Annotated in this window: 19 protein-coding genes; 6 read left to right on the top strand and 13 right to left on the bottom strand. The window is 51.1% G+C overall.

Features of this window, described 5'->3' with window-relative positions:
* Positions 1–41 precede the first annotated feature (41 nt).
* From GIW82_RS10605 to GIW82_RS10595, 3 genes are read left to right on the top strand one after another with little or no spacing between them, the layout of a single operon-like run.
* Positions 42–812 carry a hypothetical protein gene (locus tag GIW82_RS10605; RefSeq protein ID WP_154749919.1) on the top strand — a complete coding sequence of 257 codons (771 nt, stop codon included), beginning with the start codon at positions 42–44 and terminating at the stop codon, positions 810–812.
* A 1-nt stretch (position 813) separates the two neighbouring features.
* Positions 814–1173, top strand: a complete 360-nt coding sequence (locus GIW82_RS10600) for a GntR family transcriptional regulator (RefSeq protein ID WP_154749918.1) — start codon at positions 814–816, stop codon at positions 1171–1173.
* A complete protein-coding gene (locus GIW82_RS10595; protein ID WP_370456205.1) occupies positions 1170–1874 on the top strand; it encodes an ATP-binding cassette domain-containing protein in 705 nt (234 codons plus the stop codon). The genes GIW82_RS10600 and GIW82_RS10595 overlap by 4 nt, the downstream gene beginning before the upstream one ends.
* Positions 1875–1922: 48 nt before the next feature.
* Here GIW82_RS10595 and nfsA read toward each other — a convergent pair whose 3' ends face one another.
* Positions 1923–2654 carry an oxygen-insensitive NADPH nitroreductase gene (nfsA, locus tag GIW82_RS10590; RefSeq protein ID WP_154749917.1) on the bottom strand — a complete coding sequence of 244 codons (732 nt, stop codon included), beginning with the start codon at positions 2652–2654 and terminating at the stop codon, positions 1923–1925.
* Between the two features lie 103 nt (positions 2655–2757).
* Here nfsA and GIW82_RS10585 point away from each other — a divergent pair, with 103 nt between their 5' ends.
* A complete protein-coding gene (locus tag GIW82_RS10585; protein ID WP_154749916.1) occupies positions 2758–3318 on the top strand; it encodes a M15 family metallopeptidase in 561 nt (186 codons plus the stop codon).
* Positions 3319–3403: 85 nt separating this feature from the next.
* On the opposite strand, the gene GIW82_RS10580 is transcribed toward GIW82_RS10585, so the two are convergent.
* Together GIW82_RS10580 and GIW82_RS10575 are read right to left on the bottom strand one after the other, a co-directional pair.
* Positions 3404–4633: an ABC transporter permease gene (locus tag GIW82_RS10580; RefSeq protein ID WP_230309363.1), complete on the bottom strand. Its 1230-nt coding sequence runs from the start codon at positions 4631–4633 to the stop codon at positions 3404–3406.
* Between the two features lie 28 nt (positions 4634–4661).
* Positions 4662–5360, bottom strand: a complete 699-nt coding sequence (locus GIW82_RS10575; RefSeq protein ID WP_154749914.1) for an ABC transporter ATP-binding protein — start codon at positions 5358–5360, stop codon at positions 4662–4664.
* A gap of 232 nt (positions 5361–5592) precedes the next feature.
* On the opposite strand from GIW82_RS10575, the gene GIW82_RS10570 reads away from it, so the two are divergent.
* The gene (locus GIW82_RS10570) at positions 5593–6642 is read left to right on the top strand and encodes a glycosyltransferase (RefSeq protein ID WP_370456204.1); all 1050 of its coding nucleotides are present in this window, start codon (positions 5593–5595) and stop codon (positions 6640–6642) included.
* 297 nt (positions 6643–6939) lie between these two features.
* Here the strand turns inward: GIW82_RS10570 and GIW82_RS10565 are convergent, their stop codons facing one another.
* The 4 genes from GIW82_RS10565 to GIW82_RS10550 form a co-directional block, all read right to left on the bottom strand.
* On the bottom strand, positions 6940–7878 hold the full coding sequence (locus tag GIW82_RS10565; protein WP_370456203.1) for a 1,4-dihydroxy-2-naphthoate polyprenyltransferase: 939 nt from the start codon (positions 7876–7878) through the stop codon (positions 6940–6942).
* A 16-nt stretch (positions 7879–7894) separates the two neighbouring features.
* Positions 7895–8548 (bottom strand): Dph6-related ATP pyrophosphatase, encoded by a 654-nt coding sequence (locus GIW82_RS10560; RefSeq protein WP_154749911.1) that lies wholly within the window; start codon positions 8546–8548, stop codon positions 7895–7897.
* A 54-nt stretch (positions 8549–8602) separates the two neighbouring features.
* Positions 8603–9988 carry a class II fumarate hydratase gene (gene fumC / locus GIW82_RS10555; RefSeq protein WP_154749910.1) on the bottom strand — a complete coding sequence of 462 codons (1386 nt, stop codon included), beginning with the start codon at positions 9986–9988 and terminating at the stop codon, positions 8603–8605.
* 218 nt (positions 9989–10206) lie between these two features.
* Positions 10207–10926, bottom strand: a complete 720-nt coding sequence (locus GIW82_RS10550; RefSeq protein ID WP_154749909.1) for a hypothetical protein — start codon at positions 10924–10926, stop codon at positions 10207–10209.
* A 244-nt stretch (positions 10927–11170) separates the two neighbouring features.
* On the opposite strand from GIW82_RS10550, the gene GIW82_RS10545 reads away from it, so the two are divergent.
* A complete protein-coding gene (locus tag GIW82_RS10545) occupies positions 11171–11371 on the top strand; it encodes a cold-shock protein (protein ID WP_154749908.1) in 201 nt (66 codons plus the stop codon).
* Between the two features lie 232 nt (positions 11372–11603).
* On the opposite strand, the gene GIW82_RS15055 is transcribed toward GIW82_RS10545, so the two are convergent.
* The 6 genes from GIW82_RS15055 to GIW82_RS10515 all read right to left on the bottom strand — a co-directional run bounded on the left by GIW82_RS15055 (position 11604) and on the right by GIW82_RS10515 (position 19075).
* On the bottom strand, positions 11604–13280 hold the full coding sequence (locus GIW82_RS15055; RefSeq protein ID WP_370456202.1) for a serine hydrolase: 1677 nt from the start codon (positions 13278–13280) through the stop codon (positions 11604–11606).
* Between the two features lie 212 nt (positions 13281–13492).
* Positions 13493–13945, bottom strand: coding sequence for a hypothetical protein (locus GIW82_RS10535; RefSeq protein ID WP_154749906.1), 453 nt, complete (start codon positions 13943–13945; stop codon positions 13493–13495).
* A gap of 137 nt (positions 13946–14082) precedes the next feature.
* Entirely contained in the window at positions 14083–14343 is a 261-nt protein-coding gene (locus GIW82_RS10530; protein WP_154749905.1) for a hypothetical protein, read from the bottom strand.
* A 139-nt stretch (positions 14344–14482) separates the two neighbouring features.
* Positions 14483–17107, bottom strand: a complete 2625-nt coding sequence (locus tag GIW82_RS10525; RefSeq protein WP_154749904.1) for an MMPL family transporter — start codon at positions 17105–17107, stop codon at positions 14483–14485.
* Positions 17108–17110: 3 nt separating this feature from the next.
* On the bottom strand, positions 17111–17554 hold the full coding sequence (locus GIW82_RS10520) for a MarR family winged helix-turn-helix transcriptional regulator (protein ID WP_154749903.1): 444 nt from the start codon (positions 17552–17554) through the stop codon (positions 17111–17113).
* 441 nt (positions 17555–17995) lie between these two features.
* Complete coding sequence (locus tag GIW82_RS10515; RefSeq protein WP_154749902.1) at positions 17996–19075, bottom strand: AI-2E family transporter; 1080 nt, start codon at positions 19073–19075, stop codon at positions 17996–17998.
* Positions 19076–19182 lie beyond the last annotated feature (107 nt).

Raw genomic sequence — 19182 nt, 5'->3', positions numbered from 1 at the left:
AGTGTAATATTTAACTAATACAGTAAGACAAGGAGGCTGTCATGAAACAATTCAAAGGACTTTTAAAGAAAGATTGGACAATCGTAAAGGGCTATGTTTTCTTGGCGCTGCTTCTGAATCTCCTCATCCCTGTCGGTGCTTCTGCTGTTTTACAGATCGGCTGGTTCGAAGGAATCTTGTCGTTCTCGGCAGCGATGATGGGCTTGCACGCCATCATGCCGCTCGTTCTGCTCGCTATCCTGCTGTCGAAAGACATGGAACGGCCGGACATCTTCTTCCATTCCGGCGCATCGATTCATCTCCTGAACGGTGCCAAGCTGGTGGTCGCTATCGGCAGCACACTCATCTCATTCGTTTTCGCCACACTGATTGCACTCGTTTCACTGCTGTTCGCACCGGGACAAGCAGGCATTCCAGAAGTACTTGCTTCGGGTGCCTTGTATATGCTCAACATTTTCTTGTTCTCACTGATCATCGTGATCGTCTTTTACTTTTTTGCGACGGTCTTCTATTTGATCAAGCCGAAAATCGGCGCTTTCGCTTACATCGTGACGTTCGGTCTGTTTTTCATCGCCATCGATTTGTGGACCCGTTTCCAGGGAACCGCCTTCTACAGCCGCATCTCGGATTTCTGGGTGGTCACGATTGCAGAAGGTGATGGACTTCAAGTCGAAAAAAGCGCCGGATCGATCGAATTCTCCATCGATTCAGCTTCCACACTTGCAGTCGGAGATTGGCTCATTCATTTCGTTCTGCTCGCAGTCTTGTATTTCCTCGCATCCTACTGGTTCGATCGGAAAGTGAGGGACTGAGATGACACTTGATTTTGATAAGAACAAACCGATTTACCAGCAATTGATCGACCTGTTGTCCGGCGATATCATCCGGGGATTCCGGAAGCCTGGGGACAAACTGCCTTCTGTCAGGGATTTCGCAGTTGAAGCCGGTGTCAATGCCAATACCGTCCAACGGGTATATAAGGAGATGGAAGCGATGGGCTTAACGGAAACACGGAGAGGACAAGGGTCGTTCGTGACGGAAGATCTCCAGCGCCTGAACGAATTGCGTGAGGAGACAAAAGCCTCGCTCGTCCGTTCGTTCTTCGCGGACTTGGATGCTTACGGATTTACACGGCAGGAAATTCTCGAACTCGTCAGGAGGGAATTGCAGTGATCGAAATCAAACACGCGAAAAAACGATACGGGAACGTCCGTGCACTTGACGGGCTGAACCTGACGTTGGACAACGGGAAGATCATCGGGATCGCCGGTGAAAACGGCAGCGGGAAGTCGACGCTGTTGAAATGCATCGCGGGTGTCAGCAGGATCGACGCCGGGCAGATCCTCATCGACGGGCAAGCAGCAAACCGGCGACGCGCCGATGACATCGCCTACTTGCCGGATGCCGATCTGTTTTATCCGTACTTCACAGCAGCCGAGCTGTTCACCTTTTATGAAAGTCAGTTCGCTGATTTCCAAATGGCGAAAGCCCGGGAAGCGCTGGCGTTTCTCCAAGTCGATCCATCCATCAAATTGAAGAGGCTCTCGAAAGGGAACCGCGGACGCGTCAAGATGGCAGCGACGCTCGGTCGTGAAGCCCGCTATTACTTGATGGACGAACCATTTTCCGGGATGGATCCGCTGGTGCGGACCGACCTCGTCAAAGGCTTGATCCGCTTCATCGACCTCGAGCGGCAAACACTCATCTTATCGACACATGAGCTGCGCGAAGTCGAGACACTGCTCGATGAGTTGGTCGTTTTACATGGCGGCACTTCCCTCGCACACAGAACGCTTGAAGAAGTACGCGAAGAGAGCGGCATGGATTCCGTCGATTGGATGACGAGTTTGATGAAAATGGAAAAACTTCGATAAAAAATCCCGTTCGCGCATGTTTCAGTGCACGAACGGGATTTTTTCGGTTCATTTCAGATGATAGCCTTGCTTCGCGAGAAATGCTTTCAAGTTTTGGCGTCGCGGAACTTTCAGGAAGTCCGCCATTTGCTGCGTCCATGTCGCGGATTTGCGGTTGGATGAACGCTTTTCATAATATTCCTGGATGGCCTGATCATACGCCGGCAATAGTTGCGGATGCTTCGCTTCGTCGTATGCGTTTTCGTGGAGAACTGCTTCCACCGGCAAGCGCGGCTTCACTTCGTTCTCTTCATTCGGCACACCTACGGTCAGACCGTACACCGGGAAGACACCTTCCGGCAAGCCGACCAATTCGCTGATGGCTTCCATGTTGTTGCGGACACCTCCGATATAGCAGATGCCGTACCCTTTCGATTCAGCCGCGAGCACCAAATTCTGGGCCAGCAAGCCGACATCCGTGACAGCGACGATCAAGTTTTCCGTCTGATCGAAGACAATTTCTTCTCCGTGCATGGCGCTTGCGTGCTTAAGGCGGTTATAATCGGCACACATCAAGAAGACCGCTCCCGCCCCTTCCATCTGCTTCGCGTTGTTCGACAGTTCGCCGAGCTGCTTCCTTTTTTCCTGATCCGTCACCCAGACGATCGAATATGACTGGACAAAGTGGGAAGACGCCGCGTGCTGGGCCGCCTCCACCAATTCATGCACTTGCTCTTTCGTTAATTGCGTTTCCTCATAATCACGCACCGAAGCGTGGGACTTCATCAATTCCAAGACCATTCCATTCCCCTCCAAACAATACTTTTCTTTTATCTTAACAAACCCTTCTCGCTTCTACTCGGATTATGCTTTCTGTTAAACTTTGGATAATGGAGGGAAACGCTTGAAACGACTCACATCTATTTTCATCATTATACTGCTGCTTGTCGGGCTCGGTTACGCAATCTCCTTCGTTCAAGAAGAGATGGCCTTCCGTGAAGACCTGCGGCAGCGCCCGATGCCTGACCGCCTGCACCCATTCGTCGCGGACAAACGAGATCAACTGGTGGCGGATGCAGCGGATCTCGGGATTTCCATCCTCATCACAGACGGTTTCCGCTCAGCCGAAGAGCAAGACCGCTTGTACGCGCAAGGCCGGAGCGCCCCCGGCAACATCGTCACGACGGTGCGGAGCGGCGAATCCTATCATAACTTCGGTCTCGCGATTGACTTCGCCCTGAAGCTGGAAGACGGCTCGGTCGTTTGGGACCTAGAACGCGACGATAACGGGAACGGCATGTCCGATTGGTTCGAAGTCGCTGATCTCGGGAAAGCAATCGGCTTCGTATGGGGTGGTGACTGGCGGAACTTCAAGGACTATCCACACCTCGAAATGACATTCGGCCTGTCGATCACCGAACTGCAGGAGGGTTGGCGACCAGAAGACGTCATCGGTGAAGAATAAACTGGAAAGAGAGGGCTGCCCCTCTCTTTTTTCATGAAGAAAAAAGAGCCTACAAAGTAGACCCCCTTAAGAATATTTCCACTCCTCACATCTCCTGACGCAGCGCCTGGATGACATCGATTTGTGTCGCCTTGCGCGCTGGACGCCAGCCTGATACCATCGCGACAGTGATGCTGATGGCAGCGGCGATGAGGACGAGCTGCCAAGGAATCGTCGAGATCGTGATCGCCACATCCTCGCCGCCTTCCCCGTCGAGCGAGCTGAGGATAATGATCGGGACGATCCAGTTCGCCAGTATGCTCACGCCGTACGACACCACGACCGCAATTGCAGTACCGATCAGTCCGATCGCTGCACTTTCCATCAAGAACAAGCGCTGGATCAGCTTCGGCTTCGCGCCGATCGCTTTCATGACGCCGATTTCCCGCGTTCGTTCCGTCACTGCCATCGTCATCGTATTAAAGATGCCGATCGATGCGATCAAGACGGCAATCGTTCCGACGAAGACGAGTCCTGCCTTTAATGCGGCGAAAAACGTATCCATGGATTTAAGTTCTTCCGTCACCGAATAAGCGTAGTAGCCGTCGTCTTTCAAATGCTTCGTCACTTCCGCGACATTCTGTAAGTCATCTGCATAGACGAGCACCGATGTATAAACTTCCGGCAATTCCAGCTGTTCCACAAAAACCGGACCCCATGAGGCATCCGCATAGACGGACGTATCCACTTGCCAGTCTTTCCCTGACTCCGCTGCTACACCCGCAACAGTGAACGTCCACGTAGCCGGCTCGGCATCGCCTTCGTACGGCGTCAGCTGAAGTTCGATCTCCTGGCCGATCAGGCTCCCTTTGAAGCCCATGTCCTCTGTCCGTTCTTCATTCTCCATTTCCGCTTCCGTCAGTAAATGCTCAGCGAAATGATAGCCGACGACCACTTCCCCTGCTTCTGTCGGCATTTCACCTTCCGCCAGCTTCAAGCCGGCTTTCTTCTCTTCTTCCAGTTTCGTTAAAATCGTCGGGGCATAAATACTGCGGTCCCCCAGAAACACTTGCCCCTCCACTTCCGGCTGCGAACGTTCCACTACCGCAATGACATGATCCAACGCACGCATCTCATCGGTATCTGCTGACGTAATCGGGTCATCCGTACTTTCTCTTCCAGGCACTTCGATCTGTGTCACCATGCTGTTGTCCAACACGTCTTCCGTAATGGTCTTGTGGAGGCCGAAACCGACCGATGCCAAGACGATCAAGAAGGCACAGCCCATTGCCGAAGCAAGGATCGTCGTGGAGACGCGCATTTTGTTCCGTTTCATATGAGTCCGGATGAATTCCAGTTGGTCCTTAAACAGCATGGCGTTTCTCCCCTTTCACCAATTCCCCGTCATGAAGCTGATATTGGCGATGTGCGATATCCGCCACTTCCGCATCGTGCGTGATGATCACGAACGTCAAGCCCAGCTTTCGGTTGAGCGATTGGATCAAATGCAGGATATCCTGCTCCGTTTCCGAATCGAGACTGCCCGTCGGTTCATCGGCAAGCAAGATCGGCGGGTCGGTAATGAGTGCACGTGCGATCGATACGCGCTGCTGCTGACCACCTGACAGTTCGTTCGGATAATGTGCCGCGACTTCCGTCAAGCCGACTTGTGCAAGCAGTTCCCCGACTTTCCGCTTCCGCTCCTGCACCGGGATTCCTTTTATCTTCAGCGGCAATTCGATGTTCTCGGCTGCCGTTAACCCGGGCATGAGCTGGAAGTTCTGGAAGATGAAGCCGTAATGAGCCAAGCGGAAATCCGCCATCGCTGATTCTGACAGCGTCGAAACTTCCCTCCCACCTACTAGGATGGACCCGCTTTCCGGACGCATGAATCCTGCCAAGACATTCAGCAGCGTCGATTTCCCTGATCCACTTCTCCCAAGGATGGCGATGATTTCCCCTTCACGGACATCGAGTGTCACGTCTTTCAGCACCGGCACTTTCCGTTCTTTCCCGGCTTTCCCGATCGCAAATGTATGGTTCACTCTATTCATTTCAATCATATTTCTCGCTCCTTCCACTATCTGTTCCCAGTATAGAAAGAAACTCTTAATACTTAGCTGTCATTTTTCTGAAGAAATTCTTAAGAATTCCCACTGATTTTTGAAGGGGAGGCATCGTCCAAACAATTCCTCTCCATTTTGACATCCTTCCCTGATTGTGTAATTCTAGGTATACGAAGAAGTTCATGAACCGACGAGACTTTCCATCCTGCAAAAAGAAAGTAGGCTTCCCGTGAAACCAATTGGAATTATCATACCGGCATACAAACCGGATCAGAAATGCTTGGACACCGTCAATGACGTCATTGACGCAGGATTTGAGCATGTCATCGTGGTGGATGATGGCAGCGGAGAGGAATTCGAACCGATTTTCCGTTCGATCTCTGCAATTCCGGAAGTGACGCTTCTGAAACATGCATCCAACAAAGGAAAAGGCCGGGCAATGAAAACTGCGTTCGAGCACCTCTTGGACGGACCGCTCCAACTGGGTGGAGTCATCACAGCCGATGCGGACGGCCAACACTTGGCAAGCGACATGATCAAGCTTGCGGAGCGGATGAAAGAAGAACCCGATGCCGTCGTACTCGGTGCACGGGATTTCACTCAGAAGCACGTGCCGTTCCGCAGCCGCTTCGGCAACAAGCTGACGCGCATCCTGTTCCGTCTATCGACCGGGCTGAAGCTCGCGGATACACAGACCGGCCTGCGAGGCATCCCGTACCGCCACTTGCCGCTCATGCTTGAAGTCGCGGGCGAGCGGTACGAGTTCGAGATGAACATGCTGGCGAAAGTGAAGGATCACGACATTCCCATTTCTGAAGTGACTATCGAAACCGTATACATAGAAGAAAACAAGTCGTCGCATTTCCATCCGTTGCGCGATTCCTTTCATATTTATAAAATCTTCGTCTTTTACGCTTTGTCCGGGGGTGCTTCCTTCCTTCTCGACATCGCACTGTTCTGGATGTTCGTCCAGATCCTGCGGGACGAGTCGCCAGAATTCTTCATCGTGCTGGCAACTGTATCCGCACGTGTCCTGTCATCATTGTTCAATTACTACATCAACCGCAACAAAGTCTTTGCACAAGGCTCGCGGAAATCATTGATCCGGTACTTCATCCTGGCAGCCGTCATTATGCTGGCTTCCGCCGCTTCCGTCCATCTGCTGTATGCGGAATGGCTCGGCCGTGGTGAAATCGTTTTGAAAATGCTCGTCGACGCCGTCCTGTTTGTCTTCGGCTTCGTCGTGCAGCGTGCGTGGGTGTTCCGGAAAGAAGAATAAAGCGGGGTGGAAAGGCCGTCTTCAATTGCGAAGACGGCCTTTTTGGTGGTTGGTTACTTCTGCGACGAAGCAGCGAAGCGATGCAGGAGCAAAGAGCACTTGGTTACAAAGTAGCGGGAAGAGGCAGTCTGGCCGCTACTTCTGCGACGAAGCAGCGAAGCGATGCAGGAGCAAAAAGCACTTGGTTACTTCTGCGACGAAGCAGCGAAGCGATGCAGGAGCAAAGAGCACTTGGTTGCGAGATCCAAAATAAAAAGCAGGAGGAATCCCTTCCCCCTGCCGCTTCATTTTCTTTCTTCACAAAATAAACGAGATGAACAAACCGATCGACAGCAAGAAGCTGAAGAACGTATTTGTGAGCGCAGTCGACTTCATGGCAACTCCCATGAATTGCGGCTGCTCTTTTCCTTTTTGGAACCCTTTGATTGCCTGCAGCGGTTTCGGGATGCTCAGCAGAACAACAAGTGCCCACGGACTGATTGCGCCGACGATGACAAGCGCGATGATCCAGACGTACGCAAAGACGAAATTGACAGCGAGGAAGCGGACTGCGTTCTCCCGGCCCAATAGGATCGGCAAGGTTTTGCGGCCGCCGCGTGTATCTTCTTCGATGTCACGGATATTATTGGACATATTGATCATCCCTACCAGGATCCCGACCGGAATGGATATCATCACCGCTTCGAACGTCACCGTACCCGCTTGGATGAAGTATGAGATCAAGACGAAGCCAGTCCCCATCAACAAGCCGGAGACGATTTCGCCGAACGGTGTGTAGGCGATCGGTAGCGGACCTCCTGTATAGAAGTAGCCCGCAGCCATGCCGACTGCCCCGATTGCCAACAGCCACCAAGACGTAGCCCAGCAAATGTAGAGACCGATGAACGCCGCGATGACGTATAAGATCAGCGCGACCGTCAGTACATTTTTCGGCTTGAGGCCGTGACGGACGATGCCGCCGCCGATGCCGACCGATTCCGCAGTATCGAGGCCACGTTTGAAATCGTAGTACTCATTAAATAAATTGGTGGCGATTTGCAGGCAAAGACACGCAATCATCATCGCCGCAAACAAGAGCCAGTTGATATTCGTGTCATCCAGAGCGATTACGGTGCCGAGAATGACCGGTGCGAACGTCGCCGTCAATGTATGCGGCCGCGTCATCTTCCACATCAGCTTGCCTGGCGACATTGTTTCAATTTGTGCTATATCCATGTTCTTCCTCTTCTCTCCCATTCAAATGCCCGCTTGTTCAGCGCAGCTTTACATCCAGCATCCGGTAATTTCCTTCTGTGCGGACTTCACCGAATTCCACTGGGACCGGCTCGACAAAAATCGGACCGTCCACCACCATTGTATGAAATTCCCCTTCTTCCCCGCAAGCATCAATGCCCAGCGCTTCCAGTTCCTCGATCAACTGCACAGTGAAGGCACGGCCGAGGAAGGATTCGCCAACGCGTGACGTGTCAACGACTGTAATGATCGCCTTGAATTCTTCTTCGATGAATTCAAGCAACAAGTCTCTCCGCGCTTCGGCCCAGAGCGGATGATAAACTCCGATGTCCGCTTCGCCGCTGACACTTTCCACCCATGAACGGTGGTCTTCCAGATCGATGTCGCCGTAGACTCCCATGTCGATGCCTTCCGAACGGAACAGCTTTAGCTGTCTGATGAATTCCTGTTCATAGCCTTCCCAGTCCGCTTGCCCGGTCACGAGCGGCAGCCCCATCCGCTCCGCCTGTGCTTTCATCACTTCCGGCGGCAAGCCGTGTGAACGCGAGCGGCTGCCGTCCCTTTCGAACATCGTGAACAGTGCGACCGGTACGTGGCCTTCCATCACTGCCCGGTAATATGCCAGTGCCGAATCCTTGCCGCCGCTCCATGACATGATAAATGATTTCCCCATAAGTACCTCCTCAAATGGAAAGCGGCCCGGAAATGCAGGCCGCTTCTCACCGAATTATTTTTTGCCGACCATGTTTTCCGGACGGACCCACTCGTCGAACTGTTCAGCCGTCAAATGACCGCTCTTGACTGCCGATTCTTTCAATGTCGAACCATCCAAGTGTGCTTGTTTCGCGATTGCTGCCGCATTCTCGTAACCGATGTGCGGATTCAACGCCGTTACAAGCATCAAGGAGTTCTTCACGTGATTGTCGATGACATCCAAGTTCGCTTCGATGCCGACCGCACAGTTATCGTTGAAGCTGACCAGGCTGTCGCTCATCAGACGAACCGACTGCAGGAAGTTGTACGCGATGACAGGCTTGAAGACGTTCAATTCGAAGTTCCCCTGGCTCGCAGAGAAACCGATTGCTGCATCGTTCCCCATCACTTGTGCAGCGACCATCGTCAATGCTTCACTTTGTGTCGGGTTGACTTTCCCTGGCATGATCGAACTGCCCGGCTCGTTCGCCGGAATCGTGATTTCGCCTATTCCGCTGCGTGGACCACTTGCCAGCCAGCGGATATCGTTGGCGATCTTCATCGCGTCCGCAGCAAGCGCTTTGATTGCACCGTGTGCATAAACCATTTCGTCATGGCTCGTCAATGCATGGAATTTGTTTTCTGCTGAAACGAATTTCGTTCCGACTGATTCGCTGATGAATCCTGCGACAAGGCCGCCGAATTTCGGATCTGCATTGATGCCGGTTCCGACAGCTGTCCCACCGATTGCCAGTTCACGCATGTATTCTGCGCTTTCTGTAATCATGCGCTCGCTCTTCTCAAGCATGTGGCGCCAGCCGCTGATTTCCTGGCCTAATGTCAATGGTGTCGCATCTTGAAGGTGCGTACGGCCGATCTTGATGATGCCATCGAATTCTTCCGCTTTGGCATTCAATGTCGCTTTCAGCTTCTGTACAGCAGGAATCAAGTTCTCCTGCACAGCAAGCAATGCCGCTACGTGCATGGCAGTCGGGTACGTGTCGTTCGAGCTTTGTGACATGTTGACGTCATCGTTCGGGTGAAGCTTCTCTTCAGATCCGCGCTCCGCCAAGATCTCGTTCCCGCGACGTGCAAGCACTTCGTTCATATTCATATTCGACTGCGTGCCGCTTCCTGTCTGCCAGACGACCAACGGGAAATGCTCGTCCCATTTACCTGCGATCACTTCGTCCGCCGCTGCTGCGATGGCTTCCATTTTCGCTTCCGACAGCTTGCCAAGTTCATGGTTCGCTTTTGCAGTCGCTTTTTTCAATTGGGCAAATGCCATTACCACTTCATGAGGCATGCGTTCAGTTCCGATCGCGAAGTTCTCCAGGCTGCGCTGTGTTTGCGCACCCCACATTTTGTCCGCTTCCACTTGAATCTCACCGATTGTGTCCCGCTCTGTACGGTACTGCATGTAATTCACTCCAATTCATCTATTTCGTATGTACTTCATCTTCTATTAAACACAAGCGCGCGAAAAAAAGCGACCTTTCCGGCTGAAAAAGTCAACTTTTTATGAGGAAAAAGCCTTCAATGACCGCTTCATCCGAATGCTATAATCTGTGCGCCGTGGTTGCAGCTATTCGATCCACTTTGAACTCCAGGTCTATTTCGCTGCTTCCATCGATTCCTTCATTTCCGATCACTCCGCTCAATTTGTAAAAATTCGAGCAGCCCCCGTCTTTCCCTTTCCTCTATCCCGACGCCGACAAATCCATCTGCAAGCAATTGCTTTTGGCGATCCAGATTTTCGATTTCCACCAATACACGCTCACCACCGGGCTTCCGGGGTGCTTCCAGGTCTTTGACGAGGATATAACGGAGCCAGTCGCCGTATTTTTCTTTCAGCGCATGGATTTCCATGCCTTGTGCCAGCTTGTCCTTCAAGCTCGCCAAATTCCCTGGTGCGACCGTTGCGCAGACGAAGCGGAACTCCCGTTCAAGGAGCGGCAGCTGACGCATGACGACGTCTCCCATCTTCTGCTGCAACCGATTGCCCCTGTAAGACGGGTGGACAACCGAGATTTCCTGGTAGATGACGCGCGGCAGCATGTCTTCCGTTAGTCCAATATCATAGCCAAGATGCTCCGCGTCGATCGGCGGTGCCAGTAGCGCGCGGAACGCGATCAATTCCCCTTCCGCATAAGCGCCGACCATCAGTCCATTGCCGGCAAAGATGAATTCGAACTCTTCTATCGTCAAAGCTTGCAGGATCGTTTGGTCCTCCAACGCTTCACATACGGACTGCTGGAGCACAAGCATCCCCGGCAGCTCCTTCCGCTCAAGCGGCTCGATCGATACACGCACACATCCTTGTGGTCCGTTCATTTCTTCTTCATATAAAGTTTCCATCGCCCCGCTCCTCCGTCCCCTTGTGGCATTAGTTTATCATGTCTTTTCACAGCCTGAAAGATGTGGGAGCCCACACTCTTTTCATGAAAAGTACATAATCGCTTGCTTTTCCTTTTGAAGCATGCTATTCTTAAGAAGAATTATTTTTGTTCGGATGCTTTCAAGAGTGTCAGATGTTCATCTGCAAGGTTTGAGCAAGGATAGTAATACAATGTATGCATAAGCATACGAGGAGGAAACACACATGGAACAAGGTAAAGTAAAATGGTTTAACTCAGAAAAAGGATTCGGCTTCATCGAACGCGAAGGCGGAGACGACGTATTCGTACACTTCTCAGCTATCCAAAGCGAAGGTTTCAAAACTTTAGATGAAGGTCAAGAAGTTACTTTTGACATCGAGCAAGGCCAACGCGGTCTTCAAGCTACGAACGTTCAAAAAGCGTAATCTAATTTGACTTTTCAAGGGCTCTTCTTCGGAAGAGTTCTTTTTTTGCGCAAAAAAAGCGGCAGTACAAACCCGAATCATCGGGTTGCACTGCCATTTTTTCATTGAACCGGATTGACTGTGAAGTACCACTGAAACCCGAGATAGATCAGGAGTGCGAGCACCAGCGTACCGATAGCCACATAGAGCGCCAATTTCTTTCCGTTCATATCGCCTTCCCCTTTCTGATCCGTTACTCGATCAATGCATTCGTCTTCTCGATTAATTCCGTGACGTCAGAAGCGCCAGCACTTTCATTCGACGCAACCGTCAATACCGTGCCACTCGCCGGATAGAAACCGGAGTGGAAGCTGACACCAGGGTCATAGCCCATGACATGATACTTCACGACTGCGTCACCCTGTTCCTCGATCCAGACGCCGTAGCCGTATTTTCCGTCTTCCCCTTCAGCATACGGCGTCAGAAGCGCGCGTGTCATCTTCTCGCCGAGCAGTTCATATGCCATCAGTTTTTCCCAGAACAGTGTCATGTCCGCAGCTGTGACGAATGCACCGCCGTCCGCACCGCCTTTAATCGGCAGGGCGTACTGGTTTGTCCGCCAGCCTGTTTCTTCTTGGATATAGCCATTTGCCGTTTCAGCAGGAAGCTGGTCCAATCGGAAGTAGCCCGACCGCTCCATCCCTGCAAGCGCGAAGACGCGTTCTTCGATCATGTCGGTTACCGGGCGCCCTGTCAATTTCTCTACGACCAGTCCGAGCGCGATGAACCCGGCGTTATTGTAATGGAAACGTGCACCTGGCTCGAACATCATCGGCTGCTCCGCAAACAATGGAACGAAATCCCTTCCCGTCTGCATGCGGTACATCGGATGCTCCATCCACAATTCCTCGAAGTCATCCATCACTTCCTCGTCGAAATAATCCGGGATGCCGGAAGTGTGCGTCAATAATTGATGGATTGTCACATCGAATGCCGGGAATACCTCCGGAAGCAGCTGCGATAACCGGTTTTCCAGCTGCAGCTTCCCTTCTTCCACGAGCTGCAATACCACAACCGCTGTGAAGATCTTACTGCCGGATGCGATGCCGAAGCGTGTATCCATCGAGTTCAGCCGCTTGTTCGCACGGTCTGCGAAGTCTTTTGCTGCTGACCATACTTCTTCCGTCTTCCGCAGTGCTACGCCGGAAAACCCGATCTCTTCCATGCCATCCGAAATCGGGTTTTCCGGTTTTGCTTTGCCGAGCTTGCCTTCTTCATCAATATCGATCTGCCGCCCGTCCAGCAATTCGATCGACAGCGGATGTACTTCACTGCGTTGCTTGGAAAAATACCAAGTACGTTTTGGCGCCACGAGAATGATGAAGGCATCTCCGCCTCCAAGGAAATTCAAGGAATCCGGATCGATTCCTTTATTGCCGCGCACCGGGATGTCCATCTCTTCGATTTGCCGGCCGACTTCTTCGACGAACGGTGTCGTGATGCTGACTTCACTGATGCTCAACAATGAATCGACCGTGAAGTTCCCCATGCGGTCCACAGCTCGCCGCCCAAGGAATTCGACGACGTTCCCCGCCGGATCCAGGAAGTAAAATGCGTCCGCGTCGAAGTTGGCATAATAGATTTCATCCATTCCTTCCTGCCGGTTCAATTCCACGCGCGAACTAGCCCATCCTTTCGCAAGCGAAAACTGGTTGCCCGGGATATTGAAGGCAAAATGATACAAGGCCGGCTGTGCAGCTTGCTTGAAGACGAGCTGCGAGTCGCCGACTGCCAGCATGAAGCTCGTTTCGTCTTCTTCAATGATACGGAAGCCGAGCTGGTATTCATAAAAGCCTTTCATTTCATGCAACTTGTCAGTATAGAGCGTCACTTTCTTGAACATTTCCACTTCACCTCTATTTTCAAGCATACCGAAATTCGCAGTTTTTTTCCTCACTCGCACATGAATTAACAGTAAATTTCAATTTATCGGCGATTCTGGATCGTTTATCAGCGATTCTTCCTAAGAATAAGAAAACCCTTCCCATAAGGAAGAGTTTCATTCATAAACGAGAAACGAGGCGCGGAAGAATCTCCCAGTCCTCAGCAATTCTCCCGCCTTCTCCAACAACCGGACTCCACTTATTTCGGCTCTCTGAATCCTTCGCTGCGCAAATATGTTTCAGCGTCTTCAAACGTCCCGAAACTTTCTTCCAAGTTCTTGCCGGTATAGACATTCCAAAAAGGCTCTTCGTAAACTAGATCCAATTTGTCTCCAGTGCGGCTTGTCCACGTTTTGTCGTATGGCGGCTCTGGTTCAAGCGACAAATAGTCAAGTGAATCCGCGACGACGCTGCGCAATTCCTTCTCGGAAAATTCCCGGATGTTGATGAATCCGCGGTCATCCGCTTCATATTGCGGCAAATTGCCGACGTATACAAAGCCGTTACCGTTCGGATGTAAATGATAGATGACGATTTTCTTGTCGTACAGACTTTCCTCAAAATGAAAATTCACCCGCTTCATCGACACATCTTTCCGTGTCAGCTCCGGATACGATTCAATGATCTCCAATTTCTCTTCAAACGTAAGCATGCATGTTCCCTCTTTCCTTCTTGCCCTTGTTCACAGTTTACCACAAAAACCGGGATCATCACACGTCAGCATACATACGGCAAAGCTGAGCTGGAGTGCGGTGCAAATGTTTAATCATCGTACTCTCTCCCCTTCTTTTACATGGCTTCACTGAAAGACGGATTTCTCTTCGTCATGACATACGTGATAATCCCCATTGCGACAGTGGTCACTGTTAACGTCATCCCCAATACAAGAGAATGGCTATAACCGACTGTTAATTGATACACCGCCGCCGAACTAATGACCACCAAAACAATAATCCCATTTCTGCGATTTCTGTGAAACAAGGACTTGAAGATCGCCAGTCCGAGCGCTAAATAAAGCAAGTGAAACAAAACAGCGACTGCGAAATACATACTCAGCCTCCTCGAATAGTAATTATCCCCTCCATTTTACATGAATATTCCGATAATAAAAACCACTTATTTCTAAGCCCAAAAAGAATCTTCCCAAGAAAAAAGGACAGAGGAACTTTCCCCTGTCCTTCATCCAAATTTATTTGTTTTTCTTCCTTGCCCCGAACGGCCACCAGACACCTTGTCCGAATGAAACCGAAACGGCCGGAATGAGCAGCGGCAGAACAATCAAGCCGTACAGGAGAAGACCTGTAATGACGATTGTCGCAATCTGCATCAAGCTCATGACGCCCGACGGCATCATCGCGCCGAACGTGCCAGCCAGAATGATCGCAGCCGTGATGATGACCGTCCCCATCTTCGCCATTGAAATGCGCATCGCTTCACCGACCGACAACCCTCTGAACGATTCTTCACGGAACCGGTCCAGCAGGAAAATCGAATAGTCGACACCGAGCGCGACTAACATCGCAAAGCCGAAGAATGGCACAGCCCACGAAATGCCGTCATAGCCGAGGCCATTGACGAAGATCAATTCCGCGATCGCAATGGATGTATAATACGTCAACAGAAGCGAACCGATCATATAAAGCGGCATGATCAGCGAACGGAACAGGATCGCCAAAATGACGAACAGGCTGACGAGCATGATGATGACCGTCTGCGTGAAATCTTCGCCGGAAATGTCCTGAAGATCACTGTTGACGCTTGAAATGCCGCCGAATGCGATCTCCATCTCTTCCAGTGGCGTTCCGCTCACGGTACGCGCCACCGTTTCTTTAATTTCTGCCGTCACTTCGATCGCTTCAGCCGAATATGGATCATCCGACAGAATGACTTCCATCAACATACCCGTTTCTTCCCCGAACGTGTAACGGTCGAGCACTTGGCCGAAGTCTTCCTCTTCCAATGTGCCTTCCGGAATGAACATGCCTGTTGCACGTACTGACTCGCTATCGCTCATCGCCTGCATCATGTCCGCCGCTTCCGTCAATCCATCCGCAACTTCCGTGACGCCTTCAGAGGCAGCAGTCAGTCCTTCTGTCAGTTGGCCGATTCCTGCACCAAGCTGTTCTGTCTGGGCAGCAGCTCCGCCTAGTCCTTGCTGGATTTCAGCAAGCCCACCGCTGATGGCCGTCAAGCCACCGACCGTCTGCTGGATATTGCCTGTTTGCTGAAGCCCTTGCGTCACAAGCGCTAGCTGCTCGTTCAATTGTCCAAGTCCTGCAGCTGCCTCCCCAAGACCACCTGCTCCGTCGGCACCTGCACCCGCTTCAGCAAGGCCGTCCTGTATTTCTGTCAAGCCGTCGCCAATTTCCGTCAGCCCATTTTGTGCTTCTCCAATGCCTTCTGCCAATAGTCCAAGCTGTTCATCGACATACAACTCTTCGATGACTTCCCCGGTCGGACGTGTGATGGAACGGATCGAATCGACACCATTCACTTTCTCGATTTCGCGTGCAAGCAATTCAAAGTAAGGAACCGTCTCTTCATCCGCCAACACAGCATCCGATTTCACCAACACTTCAAGCGGCAAGGAATCTCCTTTGCCGAAACCTTCCTCGATTGCGCGCAAGCCTTTCACCGATTCGTAGCTATCACCGATTTCATCAACCGTGTTGAATGAGATGTCGTTATTGTAAGTGAACAGCAGCGGCACCGTGATGATTGCGACGACCAGCATCGAGAGAAGCGGACGTCCGACCGATAATTTGCTCATATTGATCCAAAGCTTACTGTCTTTATGGGAAGCTGACTTCTTGGAAGGCCAGAACAGCTTTTCCTTCAGCACAGCCATGAAGAACGGTACGACTGTATACAGGACCAAAAGCAAGACGAAGATTCCGACCGCTACGGCGACAGCCGACTTGAAGATCGGGAACTCTGCGAAGCCGATTGCCGAGAAGCCGACAAAGACAGCCAGTCCACTGAGGAACAGCGTACGTCCCGCAGTTTTATACGTTTGGACGATGGCGTCTTCCACGTTTTTCCCTGATGATAATTCTTCCTTATACCGACTCAGTAGCAAAATACAATAATCCGTACCGATCCCGAAGAGGATGGCGACAAGGAAAATTTGCGTGTAGTTGGAGACCGGGAAGCCGAACCAGTCGATGAAAAATGCCACGACCGATTGGCTCAGCAAATACGAAATCCCGACGGCTACAAGCGGAATGAACGGTGTCACGATCGAGCGGAATACCGCAAGCAATAATCCGAAGATCAAGACAACCGTGATGATCTCCGTCCGTTTCAGCCCTTCTTGTGCGCTGACGTTCACGTCATTATTGATGATCGCTTCCCCAGTGACATAAGCAGTCAATGAAGACGGGACAAGTTCCCGCACCTGATCAGCGACAGCAGTCGTTTCCGCATCATCCCCATCGACAGTGATCGGCAGAAGGACGGTTTTGCCATCTGCTGAGACAAGCTGTTCTTCCAGCTCTTCACTTTCGAATGGGTTCAGCACCTCCGTCACAGAATCGCCGAGCTCCTCGACATCCTCGACGAGCTGCGTCAGTTCTGTACGGTTCTCGTCAGTCAGCTGCTGATCGAGCGTGACGACGAGCGAAATCATCTGCGCAGCCGCTCCGGCATCCACTTTCATGTTCGCTGCCTGCTGGGAAGAATCATCGCTGGATAACTGGATCACTCCTGCGTTTTCCGCTTGTTCCGTTAAGTTCGGTGCCAGGAAAAACAGTCCGACTGTCAATACGATCAAACCGATGAAAATCGGCCATTTCAGTTTAATGATTGTACGCATTTCTTACACCTCATCTATGATTAATATGTCTTTCAGTTTCCGGAAAATATGCAGGAACTGATCGATTTCTTCGTCTTCAACTTGCTCGAGCATCAGCTTTTCGATATAGGCAGTCAGCGCTGCATCCGATTGGCGCATTTTCGCTTCCCCTTCATCTGTGATTTCCAGCAGCTTTTGCCGCTTGTCCTTTGATTCCGCAATTTGTACCAACTCATCTTGCAGAAGTTTTTTCAGACGGTTGGAAATGGCACTTTTATTGACGCCCTGCAAAACTGCAAGACGACTGGAGGTCACGGTCCCTTCCTTGTAGATGAACTTCAGCATTTGCATCTGCTCGGGTGAATATTCGTTCCAGAGCGGATGATCGACTTTTTTGATGACTCGTTCCGTGCCGTAGATCATCACGTCGGTAAATAGATCCACTGCTTCTTTTATTCGTTTATCCAAATTAGTACACCCCCTAAACCATTATTAGTTTAGGGGGTGTACTATTTAAAGTCAAGAAGGAAGTGCTTAGTTGAAAGAGATAGTTACTTTGGATTATTATGAGCGAAAAACAAGTGCAGTGATGGGTGAATTGCCGCTCGTCGCTCCGGACAAAGCTTACGGAAGAAGCTGAGCTGAGGACCGCTCATCTTCTTCCTCCGCCTCGTCCATAGCCGCTCCTGCGCTTTGTGTTGTGGGAGAAGTGGAAGAGAATGCAAAGTTGTTTCGCTCAATTGTTGTCATCGGCAATGTTATTTTGGGGTTGACTGCGTAGGCCCCTGTTTTTTCAGGATGAGTGGAAAAGTGAGCGGGCGTCGGGTGAATTGCCGCTTGTCGCTCCGAACACGCAATACAAAAAAAGCGCACGCCAACGTCTGGTCGACATCAGTGGACGCGCTTCCGCTATACTTCTTTCGTCGCAGCTTGTTGGATCTCGCGGCGTCTTGCATATAGATTCGTGACAATCGTCTTGACGACTGCATAGAACGGGATCGCCAAGATGATTCCCCATAGACCTGCGATGTTTCCTGCAGCGAGGATCAGCGTGATGACGGTCAATGGGTGGACGTCGAGCGCATTGCCCATGACGTTCGGCGTGATCAGGTTGCTTTCGATCTGTTGGGCCACGAGCATGATAATTGCAACATAGACCGCCATGATTGGATCCTGTACGAGCGCGATCAGCATAGCGGGTGCGACCGCGATGTAAGGACCGAGAAACGGGATGACGTTTGTCAGCATCCCGATGAGCGACAAGAGCAGCGCATATTCAAGACCGATGATCCAATAGCCGATCAGCAGCATGATTCCGACAAGGAACGAAACGAATAATTGCCCTTGGATGTAATGGCGCAGTGTTTCATCGACATCGTGCAACGTCTTGCGGATCCACATCTGTTTTTCCCCGTTAAAGAACTTCGTGATGAACGGAACGAATTTCCGGTGGTCGATCAATAGATAGATCAGGAAAAACGGTACGAGGACAAGTGACACGATGCCTGAAATGAAGCTTCCGATGAAGGAAATCACCCAAGATCCGAGACCTGCTGTCAGTTCACCGATCCGCGAAGGCAATTCATTGATCTGCTCTTCGATCGAAGCCGGCAGACGCTCGCGCTGGTCGAACAAATATTGTGCATAGCCTTCCACGTCTTCAATGATGCCTGGCGCATTCTCGACAAGTGTATTGACCTGCTTGGAAACCGCCGGGCCGATCATCGCATAGAATAAGTAAAATGCCAGAATAATCAAGAGGATGACGGACAGGACCGCAGCCCATTTCGGGAATTTCCGTCTTTCCAGGAAATACAGGATCGGCCGTGTCAGATAGAACAAGACTCCCCCGAGCAGCAGCGGCACGAAGATCGTCTGCGCAATGATGAAGATCGGATCAAAAATTGCATGTACTTCAATGAATAGCCGAATGATGATCAGCGTCAGGATAATCGCGATTGCGCCCTGAAACCAGACTTTGTTTGTCAAAAGCGGCACACCCCTTTATTTAAAACTCTATCCTCAGTTTACCACTAATTTGTGGTATTATAACTCTTTATCGATGCAACTTTATTTTTGAAGGGACGTCGGGTAGT

The organism is Planomicrobium sp. YIM 101495 (genome assembly GCF_009707665.1).
Lineage (GTDB): Bacteria > Bacillota > Bacilli > Bacillales_A > Planococcaceae > Planococcus.
The sequence above is the reverse complement of the archived record's forward strand: the minus strand, read 5'-3'. Positions and strand labels throughout refer to the sequence as shown.